Source organism: Caballeronia sp. TF1N1, from assembly GCF_022878925.1.
In the GTDB taxonomy this organism is placed as follows: Bacteria; Pseudomonadota; Gammaproteobacteria; order Burkholderiales; family Burkholderiaceae; genus Caballeronia.
The window spans coordinates 2201690-2216037 of sequence record NZ_CP084626.1; the positions used below are offsets into that span (position 1 = coordinate 2201690).

The following is a 14348-nucleotide window of genomic DNA, read 5'->3' on the forward strand; positions in this document are numbered from 1 at the left end:
GGCCGCAATGGCATGACTTTCGCTTGAGACAACCTTCAGAAGCCGCGCTCTCCAACGCGGTCGATTCAAGAACGAAGGATCTTCGATGCACATCAAGCTTGCTCTCGCCCGCCGCCGCACGGCGCTCGCCGCGCTTCTCGCCGCCCCGCTCCTCGCACTGACACCGCTCGCCGCTCTTGCCGATGCGCTCGACAACATCGAGAAGAGCGGCACGCTGCGCGTTGCGGTGCCCGAGGACTATCCACCTTTCGGTTTCGTGGGCGCCGACATGAAGCCGCAAGGCTACGACGTCGATACCGCCGCGCTGCTCGCCAAGGCGTTGAACGTGAAGCTCGAACTCGTGCCGGTGAACAGCGCGAACCGCATCCCTTACCTCACCACCAACAAGGTTGATCTCGTGATCTCGTCGCTCGGCAAGACGCCGGAGCGCGAGAAGGTCCTCGATTTTTCCGCGCCTTATGCGCCGTACTACCAGGGCGTGTTCGGCCCCGCCGACATCAAGGTGACCGGTCCCGCCGATCTCACCGGCAAGACCGTCGGCGCCACGCGCGGCGCGCTGGAAGAAATCGCGCTCTCGCAGATGGCGCCCAACGCCACCATCAAGCGCTTCGAGGACAACAACGCCACCATCTCCGCATTCCTCTCGGGTCAGGTGCAGTTGATCGCCGCGGGCAACATCGTGGCTGCCGCGATCATCGCGAAGAATCCGCCGCGCCGTCCGGAACCGAAGTTCGTCATCAAGGACTCGCCGTGCTTCGTCGGCCTGAACAAGAACGAGCCGAAGCTGCTCGCGAAGGTCAACGACGCCATCGCGCAGGCGAAGAAGGACGGCACGCTCGGCGCGATGTCGAAGAAATGGTTCGGCCAGCCGCTGCCCGCAAGCCTCTGATCGAGGACTGCCCAAGCGATGGCCTATGAACTCCAATTCGGCGATCTCACGAACTATGCGGGCATGTTCGCGAGCGGCGCGGCGACGACGCTTGCGCTCACGGCCGTCTCGACGGTGCTCGGCGTAACCGTCGGCGTGCTCGGCGCGGCCGGTCGCAACAGCACGCGTGCGTGGTTGCGCGCATCCGTCGGCGGCTATGTCGAAGCCATCCGCAACACGCCGTTCATCGTGCAACTGTTCTTCGTGTTCTTCGGCTTGCCGGCGCTCGGCATCCACTTGAGCGAATACGTCGCCGCGATTCTCGCGATGACCCTCAATCTCGGCGCGTACAGCATCGAGATCATTCGGTCGGGGATTGCCGCCGTGCCGAAGGGTCATCACGAAGCGGCCGCTTCGCTTGCCATGTCGCGCGGCGAGATCTTTCGTCACGTCGTGCTGCCGCAAGCGATCGCCAAGGTGTTCCCGGCGCTCACGAGTCAGATCGTCATAACCATGCTCGGCTCGGCGGTGGTGTCGCAAATCTCCGTGCCGGATTTGACCTACGCGGCGAGCTATATCCAGTCGCGCAACTTCCGCGCGTTCGAGACGTGCTTCCTGATCACGGCGGCTTATCTCGCGCTCGCGCTGATACTGCGCGCGGCGTTGAACGCGGCAGGCAAGCGCTTTTTCGTCAACAGCCGGAGTCCCGCGCGATGATCGAATTCACTTTCGCTCAGATCGTCGAGAACCTGTTGCTGGCCGCGCGCTGGACTATCGTGCTGTCGATCGTCTCGTTCGTGCTCGGCGGTGTCGTCGGCTTCGCGCTGCTCGTGATGCGCGTGTCGAAGTCGGAGTTTTTGCGCACTATCGTGAAGGGCTACATCCAGATTTTTCAAGGCACGCCCTTGCTGATGCAGCTTTTTCTCGTGTTCTTCGGCTTGCCGCTGATTGGTGTGGAAGTCTCGCCGTGGCTCGCGGCGACCGTGGGTCTCACGTTCTTCACGAGCGCCTATCTCGCGGAGATCTGGCGCGGCGCGGTGGAAGCCGTGCCGAAAGGTCAGTGGGAAGCGTCGTCCAGCCTGGCGATGAACTACTTCGAGCAACTGCGTCATGTGATCCTGCCGCAGGCGCTGCGTATCGCCATTGGACCGACGGTCGGCTTCGCGGTGCAGGCGGTGAAGGATACGGCGCTCGTTTCGATCATCGGCTTCACCGAACTCACGAAAGCCGGCACGATGATTTCGAACGCAACGTTCCGGCCGTTTCTCGTGTACGGCCTCGTTGCGATCATCTACTTCGTGCTTTGCTATCCGCTCACGCGCTATGCGCGGACGCTCGAAAGGAAATGGAATGCCGCTCGTTGAAACCCGCAATCTGCAAAAACAGTTCGGCTCGAATCAGGTTCTGAAGGGCATCGACTTTTCGGTCGAGCAAGGGCAAGTGGTGGCCATCATCGGGCGAAGCGGCTCGGGCAAGAGCACGCTCTTGCGGACCTTGAACGGACTGGAAAGTATCGACGAAGGTTCGATCGAGATCGATGGCGAACATATCGATGCGCGCCGCGCCGACCTCCGCGCGTTGCGTCTGAAAGTCGGCATGGTGTTTCAGCAGTACAACCTCTTTCCGCATCTGACGGCGGGACAAAACGTGATGCTCGCGCAGACGGTCGTCAAAAAGATCCACAAGGCGAAGGCGCGCGCCACGGCCCATAGCGTGCTCGAACGCGTGGGACTCGGCGACAAGTTCGACGCCTATCCCGAGCAGCTCTCCGGAGGACAACAGCAGCGCGTGGCCATTGCACGCGCGCTTGCCATGAAGCCGACCGTGCTGCTGTGCGACGAAATCACCTCGGCGCTTGACCCCGAACTCGTCGGCGAAGTGCTGGCGGTCGTCGAAAGCCTGGCTCGCGACGGGATGACGCTCATTATGGTCACGCATGAGATGCGCTTCGCGCGCAAGGTTTCCGACAAGGTCGTCTTCATGCATCAGGGGCGAGTCTGGGAATCGGGCGCGCCCGAAGAGATTTTCGAGCGACCTTCGACGGTGGAGCTGCAAAGGTTCATTCAGTGAGGCTCGTTTGCCGCGATGCATGGGCTCGATTCCCCATTCCACCCTTGAACCAGTGCTAGCATAGATCACCCGCCCCCAAGCGAAGTCAACGTCCCTGACCGATGAAACTCACCCCTCGCGAAAAAGACAAACTGCTGATTTTCACCGCGGCGCTCTTAGCCGAACGCCGCCGCGCTCGCGGCCTCAAGCTGAACTATCCGGAAGCCATCGCCTTCATTTCGGCGGCGCTCATGGAAGCGGCGCGCGACGGTCAGACCGTCGCCGAGGTCATGCATTACGGCACCACGCTGCTGAGCCGTGACGACGTCATGGAAGGCGTGCCCGAAATGATCCCCGACATCCAGATCGAAGCCACCTTTCCCGATGGCACGAAGCTGGTCACGGTCCACCATCCGATCCCTTAAGCACATGATTCCCGGCGAATACTTTATCGACGACGGCGAGCACGAACTCAACGTGGGCCGCGAAACCGTTACGGTCACCGTCGCGAATCACGGCGACCGCCCCGTGCAGGTCGGCTCGCACTATCACTTCTACGAAGTCAACACGGCACTCAAGTTCGAACGGGCGAAGGCGCGCGGCTTTCGTCTCAACATCGCGGCCGGCACCGCCGTGCGCTTCGAACCGGGACAGGAGCGCACCGTCGAACTCGTCGCGCTCGCGGGCGATCGCCATGTCTATGGCTTCAATGGCCTCGTGATGGGCCCTCTCTGACCAGGATACCTACGATATGACGTTACGCATCGGCCGCCGCGCTTACGCGGAAATGTTCGGCCCGACCACCGGCGACCGTGTGCGCCTCGCCGACACCGACCTCATCGTCGAAGTCGAACGCGACTTCACCACGTACGGCGAGGAAGTGAAGTTCGGCGGCGGCAAGGTCATTCGCGACGGCATGGGCCAGTCGCAGCGCCCATCCGCCGAAGTGGTCGATACCGTCGTCACCAACGCGCTGATCCTCGATCACTGGGGCATCGTGAAAGCCGACATCGGCATCAAGGGCGGACGCGTCTTCGCTATCGGCAAGGCGGGCAATCCCGACATTCAGCCGAACGTGAACATCGCGATCGGCGCGGCCACCGAAGTCATTGCGGGCGAAGGCATGATCGTGACCGCGGGCGGCATCGACTCGCATATCCACTTCATCAGCCCGCAGCAGATCGACGAAGCGCTCGCAAGCGGCGTGACCACCATGCTTGGTGGCGGCACCGGTCCCGCGACCGGCACCAACGCCACGACCTGCACGCCGGGCCCGTGGCATCTCGAACGCATGCTGCAAGCCGCCGATGGCTGGCCGGTCAATCTGGGCTTTCTCGGCAAGGGCAACACGAGCTTGGCGGAACCGCTCGTCGAACAGATCAAGGCGGGCGCGATCGGCCTCAAGCTGCACGAAGACTGGGGCACGACTCCCGCGGCTATCGACAACTGCCTCTCCGTCGCCGACGACACCGACACGCAAGTTGCCATCCACACGGACACGCTGAACGAAGCCGGCTTCGTCGAAACCACCGTCGCCGCGTTCAAGGGCCGCACGATTCATACGTATCACACCGAAGGCGCGGGCGGCGGTCACGCACCCGACATCATCAAGGTGTGCGGCGAGTCCAACGTGCTGCCCTCTTCCACCAATCCCACGCGCCCTTACACCATCAACACGCTCGACGAGCATCTCGACATGCTGATGGTGTGCCATCACCTCGACCCGTCGATTGCGGAAGACATTGCATTCGCCGAATCGCGCATTCGCCGCGAGACCATTGCCGCCGAGGATATCCTCCACGATCTGGGCGCGCTTTCCATGCTTTCGTCGGATTCGCAGGCTATGGGCCGTGTCGGCGAAGTGATCATTCGCACCTGGCAGACGGCGCACAAGATGAAGGTGCAACGCGGCGCGCTGCCCGAGGACACCGGACGCAACGACAACTTCCGCGCGAAGCGTTATGTCGCGAAGTACACGATCAACCCGGCGATCACACATGGCATCGCGCATGAAGTGGGCTCCATCGAGCCGGGCAAATGGGCCGACCTCGTCTTCTGGGAACCGGCGTTCTTCGGCGTGAAGCCCGCGATGATCGTCAAGGGCGGGATGATCGCGGTGGCGCAGATGGGCGATCCGAACGCATCGATTCCTACGCCGCAGCCGGTGCATTATCGCGAGATGTTCGCCACGCGCGGCGGCGCGCTCGGCAAGACGTCGCTGACGTTCGTCTCGCAGATGGCGGCGGAAGCGCGCATTGCGGATCGCTACGGTTTGAAGAAGCAGGTCGTCGCCGTGAAAAACTGCCGCAATGTCACGAAGGCCGACATGATTCACAATGCATGGCAACCGTCCATCAGCGTCGATCCGCAGACCTATCAGGTGATCGCCGACGGACAACTGCTCACTTGCGACCCCGCCACCGTTCTGCCGATGGCGCAACGCTACTTCCTGTTCTGACGCACGCCATGCGCACTATCGATAAACGCCTTACCGCCAAGCTCGCACCTGTACTCGTCAAACGCGCGCCCACGCTCACGCTCGCCTTCGATGCGCGCTGCAAGAGCCGCCTTGCCGCCACGCTGGACCACGGCGAGGAAGTCGCGCTCGTGATGCCGCGCGGCACCGTGCTCGCGGACGGCGACATGCTCGTCGCGGACGATGGCGGTTTCGTGCGCGTGGTGGCCGCGCCGGAGGACGTGCTGATCGTGCGGGCGCCGAGCGTGCGTCTCTTGACACGCGCGGCTTATCACCTTGGCAACCGGCATACGCCGGTCGAAGTCGGCGCGGAGTATTTGAAGCTCGAAGCCGATCCGGTGCTCGAAGACATGCTCAGGCGTCTCGGTTGTATCGTCGGGCATGAGTCGCAGCCGTTTCAGCCTGAGACCGGCGCTTATGGCGGCGGGCACAAGCACGGCCACGATGAAACCTTCGGCGAGGACTATGCGCTCGCGCAGAAGGTTTATAGCGAGCATCACGGGCATTCGCACGACCATGACCACGAACACGAACACGAACACGAACACGAACACGAGCACGAGCACGAGCACGAGCACGAGCACGAGCACGCTCACGAGCACGAGCACGCTCACGATGCCCATGATCACGATCACTCCCAATGCGGCCACGATCACTCGCATGATCATGGCCACGACCACAAGCACAAGCACGATCACTGATGCAAACCGCTGAGCTCACCGCGCTGCTGCATCTGGCGTCGCCTGCGCTGCCTATCGGCGCGTTCAGCTATTCGCAAGGACTCGAAGCGGCCATCGAACACGGTTTCATCCACGATGCCGACAGTGCCCGCGACTGGATTGCAAGCGGGCTCGTCAACGTGCTCGCACGCGGCGAACTGCCGTTTCTCGCGCATCAATTGCAACGCTGGCACGCGCACGACGAAGCCGCCTTGACCGCGGCGAACGACGAATACATCGCGAGCCGCGAGTCGTCGGAGTTGCGCCGCGAGACCGAGCAAATGGGCTGGTCGCTTGCGCAATTGTGCGCGTCGCTCGAATGGGGCGATGCCGCGCGCCGCGCCACGCTTGCCGCATTCAAGCCGATTGCGCAACCGACGGCGTTCGCCTTTGCCGCCTTTGCGCACGATGCCGCGCCCGACGCGATGCTCGCCGCCTACGCGTTCTGTTGGGTCGAGAATCAGGCGGCCGCGGCGCTCAAGGCCGTGCCGCTCGGGCAACTTGCGGGGCAGCGCATCATCGTGGCGTTACGCGCGCCGATAGACGACGCCGTGCGCCGCGCGCTGGCGACATCGCCGAACCAGGTCAATACTTTCGCGCCGCAACTCGGCATTTTGTCGGCGCGGCACGAGTCGCAATATTCGCGGCTTTTCCGCTCCTGATCGTAAAAACCGAAGCACTTCAAACAACGCCCATGAACGCCCCTGCTTATTCTTCCGCCGCCCGTCGAACCAAGAAGCTGCCGCCGTTGCGCGTCGGCGTGGGCGGGCCGGTCGGCTCCGGCAAGACCACGCTGCTCGAAATGCTCTGCAAGGCGATGCGCGAGAAATACGATCTCGTCGCCATCACCAATGACATCTACACGAAGGAAGATCAGCGCCTCCTGACCGTTGCGGGCGCGCTGCCCGCCGAGCGCATCATGGGCGTGGAGACGGGCGGTTGCCCACACACGGCCATTCGCGAGGATGCGTCGATCAACCTCGAAGCCGTCGATCGCATGGTGTCGCGCTTTCCTGATGCGGACATCGTCTTCATCGAATCGGGCGGCGACAATCTCGCGGCGACCTTCAGCCCCGAGCTGTCGGACCTGACCATCTATGTGATCGATGTCGCGGGCGGCGAAAAGATCCCGCGTAAAGGCGGACCGGGCATCACGAAGTCGGATCTGCTCGTCATCAATAAAACGGATCTCGCGCCTTATGTCGGCGCGAATCTCGACGTGATGGCGAGCGACGCGAAGAAGATGCGCGGTGAACGTCCGTTCGTGATGTGCAACCTCAAGGCGCTCGATGGCGTGGATACGGTGATCGGCTTCATCGAGAAGAAGGGCTTGCTGGTTTAGGCGCTTCGAGCGCCGTCAATGACGGTGCCGATGATGAATATCCGGAAAATGTGCATGCGTGTGCGTGATCGGCAGATGCCGATGCTCATGCACATGCGGCTCGACGCCATCCCATTCGAAATCGTGTTCATGCCGATGATGCTCGTCATGTCGATGCCGGTGCGTATGCGCGAGCGGCTCGTGCGTGTGGGCATGTTCGTGACGTTCCCGCAGATGCAGCCATACGCCGAGCGTCATTAGCGCGGCGGCGCACCAGAAGAGCATCGAGGGCGATTCCGGCCATAGAAGCAGCGAGAGCGCGACGCCGAAAACCGGCGCAACCGAAAAATACGCGCCGGTGCGCGCCGTGCCCAGATTGCGCAGCGCGACCACGAAGAGAACGAGGCTCACACCGTATCCGGCAAATCCCGTAAGCATGGCCATGAGCATATGCGACGCATCGGGAAGCCGCGCGCCGAGCATGCAGGCGATGCCGAGATTGACCGTCCCCGCGACGAGCCCTTTCAAGCACGCGATGACGAGGGCATCGTTCGTCGATACCTTGCGCGTCAGATTGTTGTCGATGGCCCAGCAAAAGCACGCGCCCGCGACCAACAGTGCACCGGACGTCATGCCGCCCGCGCCCGGCTGCCACGAAAGCACCGCGCCTCCGGCGACGATCGCGACCATGCCGAGGAACACCTGAAGGTCGACGTTTTCCCGAAAGACGACCCACGCGATGACGGCGGTGAACACGCCTTCGAGATTCAACAGCAGCGAACTGGTCGCGGCAGGCGTGGCGGCGAGTCCCAGCATGAGCAGCGCGGGGCCCGCGACGCCGCCGGCCGCGATGGCGCCTAAGAGCCACGGTGTTTCGTTTCGCGGGATTCGGATGTCGCCACGCTCGACGCGTGTGGCGGAAAGCGTCTGCCGCACGACCAACACGATGGCAAGCCCGATGCCGCTGCCGAGATAGAACAATCCGGCAACCATGAAGGGTGCAAGCGTGCCCAGGAGCGCCTTGGCTATGGGTGTGGTCGCGCCGAATAACGCGGCGGCGAGCAAGGCGGTGAAGGCGGCGTTCGGGCGAGTGGTCATCGATTTCTTGGTCCGGCTACATGTTTCCAAACCGCCCGTATCCGCCGCCCGCGATCCTCGAACAGATACCACCCGACGAGCGCCAGCACACCGGAAGTCAGCCCCGTCATCAAAGGTTCGAGAAACGGAACACCGTAGTGATTCGCATGCGAATATGCGTCGCCGATCATGGTGAGAACACCAACGACGAGCGCATTGCCATATCGATTCAAAAACAGCCTGCGCGCCGGCGTGAACGTGATCAGCACAGCGAGAATGCCCGTGGCGAGCCCTGTCTTGAAAGCCAGCGTCCAGTGCGCGAGGCTCATGACGTTCATCCAGCTTCCCGGCATGCAGGTCATGCACGCGCTCGTCGGTTGCCAGAAGCGTTTCACGAACACGATGATGCGCCGCTTCCATTCGCTCGCCATGACGTGCCTTCTTCGTCCGATGATGATCTTCAACGACGCGCGGCCAGTAACTCCGCCGCATTTTCCGGCGGCTTTCTGCATCGCCACACCCCGTGCGGTAGCATACCGGCTTCCTCGATCCTCACGTTCGCCTGCGCCGAAATTGCGAGCGTGATACATGATGCCCACTGCTGCTTTGTCCGAACAACCGTCCACGAACCCTTTTCCAGGCCAAACCGGAATCGATTCCACGCCCGTTCCCGTCCTTTTCCACATCGTGGACTTCGGCGATGGCGGTATCGAGTCCTCGCTGATTCAATGGCTGCGCGTCTTCGACCGCACGCGCTTCGCCGTCACGTTGTCCGTCATGCACCCGTCGCCCGCGTTCGAAAACCGCTTTCGCACGCTGGTGCCGCCGGACGTGAAGATCGAAATCCTCGCGGAAAAGCCGTGGCTCAACACCTTTCAGGCGCGGCGCTACGCGAAGCGCCTGGGCAAGCTCGGGCGCATCGGCCGCGATGTCTTCAATACGCTCGTCGTGCGGCCCTATGTGAAGCGTCGTGTAGAAACGCTCGCGCGCCAGCATGCGCTGATCGTCGATTACGACATGTCGCTGCGCCGGCTTGCGGGTCAGTTCGACATAGCGTGGCTCGGCGTGAATCATTTCAGCTTCGACGCGAGGCTTGCCAGCCGTCCGCGCCCACAACGCCGGCTTGCCGAGCAGTTCGCGCGCTACGACGGCGTCGCGGCGCTCAACGATCACATGGCGGCGGAAGCGCGCGCCATGTTCGGCAGCGGGCTGAAGCGGATCTTCGTGTTGCCGAACGCCATCGATATCGAGCGCATCCGGCAGAACGGACAGATCAGCGAAGCAGCGCCGTGCGACGCGCCGTATATCGTCTCCGTCGCGCGGCTCGACGAAATTCAAAAGGACCATCGCACGCTGTTGCGCGCTTATGCCGAACTCGTGCGCGACGGGCAGATCATCGAACATCTCGTGATCGTCGGCGACGGCGCGTTTCGCCGCGAACTCGAAGGTCTCGCCAACGAACTGGGGATCGCGGCGCGCGTGCATTTCATGGGGTATCGAAACAATCCGCATGCGCTCGTCGCCCGCGCGCGCCTGCAGGTGCTGAGTTCGCGCTACGAAGGCATGCCGATGGTGCTGCTCGAAGCGCTCGCGCTCGGTAAACCAGTGGTCGCGAGCGACTGTCCGACCGGCCCGCGCGAGATTCTCGGCGATGGGCGCTTCGGTCTGCTGGTTCCGGTGGAATCCGTGGATGAAATGGCCAATGCGCTGCGCCGCGTCTTGACCGACGACACGTTATGCGCCGACATGCAGGCGCGCGCGCTGGAACGCGCGGAGGAATACGGCATCGCGGCGAGCAACGAACGCTTCGCGCGATGCGTTGCGGCCTTGCTGGCGCGCTGAGTCGTCGCCGTTGGCTTAACGCTCCGCGTCACTCTCCTCGTCCAGCAACGCACCCAGAATAGAGACCGTGCGCTCCGTCGCCCCGCGATGCCGCGCCGCGAACGCCGCGGCCGCCGCGCTCATCGCGAGACGCTGCGGCTTGTCGGTGAACAACTCGCGCAGGCCGCGCGCGAGTTCCTGCGGGTCTTGCACGCGCAACGCCGCGCCCGCCGCGATGGCATCGTTGGTCGCCTGCGTGAAGTTGAAGGTATGCGGTCCGATCAGCACCGGCACGCCCGCCGCGCACGCCTCGATCAGATTCTGCCCGCCAAGCGGCAACAAACTCCCGCCGATAAACGCCAGATCCGACGCCGCGTAGTACGCGCCGAGTTCGCCCATGGAATCGCCGAGCAGAACCTGCACATTCGATGGCAACGGCTCCGGCACGTCCGCGCCCGATCCCGCCGCCACGGCCTTCGGCGCCCACACCGAACGGCGCGCGCTCTTCATGCCGGCGGCCGCGATCATCGCCGATACTTCATCGAACCGTTGCGGATGGCGCGGCACGAGAATCAGCAACGCATCGGGCACGTTCAGCGCGGCGAACGCGCGCAGCACCAAAGTTTCCTCGCCTTCGCGCGTGCTTGCCGCCACCCACACCGGCCGATTGCCGATGGCTGCGCGCCAGGCCTGTCCGCGTGCGACGAGTTCAGGCGGCGCGCTCATGTCGAACTTCAGGTTGCCGAGCACCGCGACATTGCGCGCGCCAAGCGCGATGAGCCGCTCGGCATCCGAAGGCGTCTGCGCCAGCACGCGAGAAAAGCCGCCGAACACTTCGCGCACCGCGCGCCCGAAACGCGCCGCGCGCTTGAACGAACGCTCCGACATGCGCGCGTTCGTCAGCACGAGCGGCACGTCCGCGTGCTTGCATTCGTCGATGAGCGTCGGCCACACTTCCGTCTCCATCACGATGCCGAGCGACGGCCGCCAAGCACGCAGAAAACGCCGCACGAAACGCGGCGAGTCGTAGGGAAGATAAGCGCGCATGACGCGATCGCCATAAAGCTGCTCGCCGGTCGCGCGGCCGCTTGGCGTCATGTGCGTAATGAGCAGCCGCGCTTCGGGATGCGTCTTGAGCAACGCTTCGATGAGCGGTTGCGCCGCGCGCGTCTCGCCCACGGACACCGCATGCACCCAGACGAGCGGCGTGAGATCGTCGGCGCGGCGCGCGGGACCGCGACCGAAGCGCTCGGCAATATGCTCGCGATAACCGCGCTCCTTGCGTGAACGAATCAATAGACGCAGCACGGCAAGCGGCGCGACGAGCCACCACGCCGCGCGATACACGAGCCTCATCAGCACCGCCGAGGCAGGCGGCGCGCCGGCTCCGATAGCTGCGCCGTTCAAACGAGCGCCCTGCCCTTGAGACGTTCGAGAATGCCGAGCGGCGCGCGCTCAGGCCGCGCCATCGACTTGACGGGCAGAAAGAACGTCTGCTCCATCATGAACTGGCCGGACATCACCGCGTGCGACGTCTGGTCGGAGAAACAGACCCATACCGAGCCGGGCGGAAACGGCATCGTCACTTGCGGCGAAACCTTTTGATAATCGAGATCGGCTTTCATCGCGTCGTGCAGATGCAGCATCAGGTGGTCGTATTCGCTGCGCTTCGACTTCGTGATGTGCAGCAGCTTCATGAGCCACGCCGCGCCCGGCGTCTGCGCCTTGATGTTCGGCAGGAAGCGCTTCGCCATGTCCTCGAACGGCTCGCCCACGCGCCACACACGCGGCGCGCCTTGCGGGTTCACGTTGGTGAAGACGCGCAGAATGCGTTCGCCGTAATTCGGCCGCGACGGAAAGGCATCGACGTGAAGACGGCTGTCGTCCTTGCGCCAGGATGTCTCGCGCGTTTCCACCTGATGCAGCCGCAAGCTGGTTGGCGCGACGCGCAACTTGCCGTCGTATTCGGGGAAGAGGCCATCCACCAGGGAGCGCGCGTTCGTCTGATAGCGCGCGATGAGCGAGCGCACCGCCGACTGCATCACGTTGTCGCCGAGCACGCCAGCAAGCGCGCCGCCGTTGGGCGCGAGGCTGATGTTCTTGCGCTTCGGGTCTGCTATGCGCGGGTCGAGCAGCGCCTGTTCGCCGCCCGCAATCTCGAAGCGCAGATTGGGAAAATAGAGGACCTTGCCGTTTTCGACGCCGGCGAGCAGCGTTTCGCGCGGTACGGAAAGATTTTTGCCGTGCCAATCGCACGAAGCGACTTCGATGATTTGAGATTCCGTCATGTGCCTTCGACCTTGAGTTGCTTGGCGCCTGGAAACGTAATGCGCGACGGGCACGCTATCACGGCACGCTACAAGAGACCGAAGCCCGCGAGCGCTGCCTTGACTTCGGACAACGTGGGATGCCGGCTCGCGTCGCCAAGATTGACGACCTTCGGCGACCAGTAGCCGCCGGTGCGCCAGGCGGTCGAGAAATTGTACAACTCGACGGTCGGACGCTTCAGCGCCGCCGCGATATGAACCAGCCCGGTATCGACGCCAACGGTCGCGGCCGCGCCATCGATCAGCCCGACGACCGCGGGCAGCGAGAGTTTCGGCGGCACGATGGCAGCCGCGCCGAATTCCTTCGCGAGTTTCTCGCTCGTCGCGCGTTCGGCTTCGTTGCCCCACGGCAGCACGATCGATGCACCGCGCGTGACGAGCGCCTGTCCGAGCTCGATCCACGCGGCTTCGGGCCATTGTTTGTCGGCGCGCGAGGTGGCGTGCACGAACACGACATAAGGCACCGGCAGATTCAGCCCGAGCTCGGAAATGGCGAGCGTTGCACGGCGCGTATCGATGCCGAAGTCGATATCGTCGGTGGGCTGCGGGCGCGGCAGATCGAGCGCGGCGGCCACGAGCTGGCGCGTGCGTTCGACCACATGCGTGCGCGGCTCGATCGGCACGCGGCGGTCGTAGAAAAAGCGCACGGGCCATTCGAAGCCCGCGCCTTCCGTGCGATTCGCCAGGCCGACGAGCGGCCCGCGCGCCCAGCTCGCGACCCACGCGGTCTTGATGAGCCCTTGACAGTCGATCACGAGATCGTATTTCTCGGCGGCGAGCTGGCGCTTGAACCTGCCGATCTCGCGCCAGTTCGCGGGCGACGCGAAACTCTTGCGCCAGCGCCGCAGCGAAAACGGGATCGCGCGATGCACGCCATCGACGAGTTCGACGAGACTCGCGAAACTTTCCTCGACGAGCCAGTCGATCCGCGCATCGGGATAACGGCGGCGAATGTCGGCGACAACCGGCATGTTGTGAACGACGTCGCCAAGCGACGACACGCGAACGATCAGGATCTTTTGCACGCTGATTGGGACAGGCGCGGATTCGCGTTCGGGCGATTCTCGCGGTGAATTGGAGATGGGGAAACGGGATTTTAGCGCGGGTTGTGCGCGCGGCGGCGCTCGCTGTCTCCTGAAGCGATTTAAGGGTGCAAAAAAGCCGGTAACACGACGATCACCGGGCAAGCCGTACCGGATATCCGATCGCAAAGGAAGTTGCGATGGGAACGCGTTACGAACAGGACGTGGTGGCGTGGGCGCGGGAACAAGCCGAGCTGCTACGGGCTGGTAAGTTCTCGGCCATCGATGTGGAACCTATCGCGGAGGAAATCGAGGACGTCGGCAAGAGCGAACAAGGCGAGCTTTCCAGCCGTATGGCCGTGCTGCTTGCGCATCTCCTCAAGTGGCAATACCAACCGGGACGTCGTGGCTCGAGTTGGCAGCGTACGATCAAGGAACAGCGCCGCGCCGTCGGCGTCGGCGTCGCGCTGCAAAAGACGCCGAGTCTGAACACTTCGTTGCGCGACTCGGGCTGGCTCACCGGAACGTGGGCCGATGCCGTTTCGAAAGCCGCCTAAGAACAAGGACTAGATGCGTTCCCGGAAGAACTGCCCTGGTCGACCGAGCAAATTATTTCGGCAGAGTTTTATCCCCAATGAAAAACGGCGCGGTTTGCCCAACCGCGCCGC

16 protein-coding genes and 1 pseudogene are annotated in these 14348 nt (G+C 63.4%); 12 read left to right on the forward strand and 5 right to left on the reverse strand.

Translation table 11 applies throughout. The features are described 5' to 3' along the window. Positions 1-85 precede the first annotated feature (85 nt). The 10 genes from LDZ28_RS10220 (at position 86) to ureG (ending at position 7454) form a co-directional block, all read left to right on the forward strand. Positions 86-889: a transporter substrate-binding domain-containing protein gene (locus tag LDZ28_RS10220; protein ID WP_244825986.1), complete on the forward strand. Its 804-nt coding sequence runs from the start codon at positions 86-88 to the stop codon at positions 887-889. 18 nt (positions 890-907) lie between these two features. After that, on the forward strand, positions 908-1585 hold the full coding sequence (locus tag LDZ28_RS10225) for an amino acid ABC transporter permease (RefSeq protein ID WP_244825988.1): 678 nt from the start codon (positions 908-910) through the stop codon (positions 1583-1585). Further along, positions 1582-2232: an amino acid ABC transporter permease gene (locus LDZ28_RS10230; protein WP_244825990.1), complete on the forward strand. Its 651-nt coding sequence runs from the start codon at positions 1582-1584 to the stop codon at positions 2230-2232. Before LDZ28_RS10225 ends, LDZ28_RS10230 begins: the two co-directional genes overlap by 4 nt. Continuing rightward, positions 2219-2938, forward strand: coding sequence for an amino acid ABC transporter ATP-binding protein (locus LDZ28_RS10235; RefSeq protein ID WP_244825991.1), 720 nt, complete (start codon positions 2219-2221; stop codon positions 2936-2938). The genes LDZ28_RS10230 and LDZ28_RS10235 overlap by 14 nt, the downstream gene beginning before the upstream one ends. A 101-nt stretch (positions 2939-3039) precedes the next feature. Continuing rightward, the gene (gene ureA, locus LDZ28_RS10240) at positions 3040-3342 is read left to right on the forward strand and encodes an urease subunit gamma (RefSeq protein ID WP_244825992.1); all 303 of its coding nucleotides are present in this window, start codon (positions 3040-3042) and stop codon (positions 3340-3342) included. A 4-nt stretch (positions 3343-3346) separates the two neighbouring features. After that, complete coding sequence (locus LDZ28_RS10245) at positions 3347-3652, forward strand: urease subunit beta (protein WP_244825994.1); 306 nt, start codon at positions 3347-3349, stop codon at positions 3650-3652. 16 nt (positions 3653-3668) lie between these two features. After that, positions 3669-5375 carry an urease subunit alpha gene (ureC, locus tag LDZ28_RS10250; RefSeq protein ID WP_244825996.1) on the forward strand — a complete coding sequence of 569 codons (1707 nt, stop codon included), beginning with the start codon at positions 3669-3671 and terminating at the stop codon, positions 5373-5375. A gap of 8 nt (positions 5376-5383) precedes the next feature. Beyond that, positions 5384-6094, forward strand: a complete 711-nt coding sequence (gene ureE, locus LDZ28_RS10255; protein WP_244825998.1) for an urease accessory protein UreE — start codon at positions 5384-5386, stop codon at positions 6092-6094. Continuing rightward, on the forward strand, positions 6094-6774 hold the full coding sequence (locus LDZ28_RS10260; RefSeq protein ID WP_244826000.1) for an urease accessory protein UreF: 681 nt from the start codon (positions 6094-6096) through the stop codon (positions 6772-6774). The genes ureE and LDZ28_RS10260 overlap by 1 nt, the downstream gene beginning before the upstream one ends. A gap of 32 nt (positions 6775-6806) precedes the next feature. Beyond that, positions 6807-7454 carry an urease accessory protein UreG gene (gene ureG, locus LDZ28_RS10265; RefSeq protein WP_244826002.1) on the forward strand — a complete coding sequence of 216 codons (648 nt, stop codon included), beginning with the start codon at positions 6807-6809 and terminating at the stop codon, positions 7452-7454. Between the two features lie 15 nt (positions 7455-7469). Here the strand turns inward: ureG and LDZ28_RS10270 are convergent, their stop codons facing one another. Next, a complete protein-coding gene (locus LDZ28_RS10270; protein ID WP_244826004.1) occupies positions 7470-8531 on the reverse strand; it encodes a DMT family transporter in 1062 nt (353 codons plus the stop codon). Next, the gene (locus tag LDZ28_RS10275) at positions 8528-8941 is read right to left on the reverse strand and encodes a hypothetical protein (protein WP_244826006.1); all 414 of its coding nucleotides are present in this window, start codon (positions 8939-8941) and stop codon (positions 8528-8530) included. The genes LDZ28_RS10270 and LDZ28_RS10275 overlap by 4 nt, the downstream gene beginning before the upstream one ends. Positions 8942-9101: 160 nt before the next feature. On the opposite strand from LDZ28_RS10275, the gene LDZ28_RS10280 reads away from it, so the two are divergent. Continuing rightward, on the forward strand, positions 9102-10352 hold the full coding sequence (locus LDZ28_RS10280) for a glycosyltransferase (protein WP_370652136.1): 1251 nt from the start codon (positions 9102-9104) through the stop codon (positions 10350-10352). Between the two features lie 15 nt (positions 10353-10367). Here LDZ28_RS10280 and waaA read toward each other — a convergent pair whose 3' ends face one another. From waaA to waaC, 3 genes are all read right to left on the reverse strand, one after another. Beyond that, the gene (gene waaA / locus LDZ28_RS10285) at positions 10368-11690 is read right to left on the reverse strand and encodes a lipid IV(A) 3-deoxy-D-manno-octulosonic acid transferase (protein WP_244828099.1); all 1323 of its coding nucleotides are present in this window, start codon (positions 11688-11690) and stop codon (positions 10368-10370) included. Between the two features lie 44 nt (positions 11691-11734). Continuing rightward, on the reverse strand, positions 11735-12619 hold the full coding sequence (locus LDZ28_RS10290; protein WP_244826009.1) for a Kdo hydroxylase family protein: 885 nt from the start codon (positions 12617-12619) through the stop codon (positions 11735-11737). A gap of 68 nt (positions 12620-12687) precedes the next feature. Beyond that, entirely contained in the window at positions 12688-13683 is a 996-nt protein-coding gene (waaC, locus tag LDZ28_RS10295) for a lipopolysaccharide heptosyltransferase I (RefSeq protein ID WP_244826011.1), read from the reverse strand. A 197-nt stretch (positions 13684-13880) separates the two neighbouring features. Here waaC and LDZ28_RS10300 point away from each other — a divergent pair. Further along, positions 13881-14318, forward strand: a pseudogene (locus LDZ28_RS10300) (DUF29 domain-containing protein). Positions 14319-14348 lie beyond the last annotated feature (30 nt).

Excerpts from the sequence above, each read along its gene's own strand:
- LDZ28_RS10220 (WP_244825986.1), top strand. The coding sequence starts at position 86 with ATGCACATCAAGCTTGCTCTCGCCCGCCGCCGCACGGCGCTCGCCGCG.
- LDZ28_RS10225 (WP_244825988.1), top strand. The coding sequence starts at position 908 with ATGGCCTATGAACTCCAATTCGGCGATCTCACGAACTATGCGGGCATG.
- LDZ28_RS10230 (WP_244825990.1), top strand. The coding sequence starts at position 1,582 with ATGATCGAATTCACTTTCGCTCAGATCGTCGAGAACCTGTTGCTGGCC.
- LDZ28_RS10235 (WP_244825991.1), top strand. The coding sequence starts at position 2,219 with ATGCCGCTCGTTGAAACCCGCAATCTGCAAAAACAGTTCGGCTCGAAT.
- ureA (WP_244825992.1), top strand. The coding sequence starts at position 3,040 with ATGAAACTCACCCCTCGCGAAAAAGACAAACTGCTGATTTTCACCGCG.
- LDZ28_RS10245 (WP_244825994.1), top strand. The coding sequence starts at position 3,347 with ATGATTCCCGGCGAATACTTTATCGACGACGGCGAGCACGAACTCAAC.
- ureC (WP_244825996.1), top strand. The coding sequence starts at position 3,669 with ATGACGTTACGCATCGGCCGCCGCGCTTACGCGGAAATGTTCGGCCCG.
- ureE (WP_244825998.1), top strand. The coding sequence starts at position 5,384 with ATGCGCACTATCGATAAACGCCTTACCGCCAAGCTCGCACCTGTACTC.
- LDZ28_RS10260 (WP_244826000.1), top strand. The coding sequence starts at position 6,094 with ATGCAAACCGCTGAGCTCACCGCGCTGCTGCATCTGGCGTCGCCTGCG.
- ureG (WP_244826002.1), top strand. The coding sequence starts at position 6,807 with ATGAACGCCCCTGCTTATTCTTCCGCCGCCCGTCGAACCAAGAAGCTG.
- LDZ28_RS10270 (WP_244826004.1), bottom strand. The coding sequence starts at position 8,531 with ATGACCACTCGCCCGAACGCCGCCTTCACCGCCTTGCTCGCCGCCGCG.
- LDZ28_RS10275 (WP_244826006.1), bottom strand. The coding sequence starts at position 8,941 with ATGGCGAGCGAATGGAAGCGGCGCATCATCGTGTTCGTGAAACGCTTC.
- LDZ28_RS10280 (WP_370652136.1), top strand. The coding sequence starts at position 9,102 with ATGCCCACTGCTGCTTTGTCCGAACAACCGTCCACGAACCCTTTTCCA.
- LDZ28_RS10290 (WP_244826009.1), bottom strand. The coding sequence starts at position 12,619 with ATGACGGAATCTCAAATCATCGAAGTCGCTTCGTGCGATTGGCACGGC.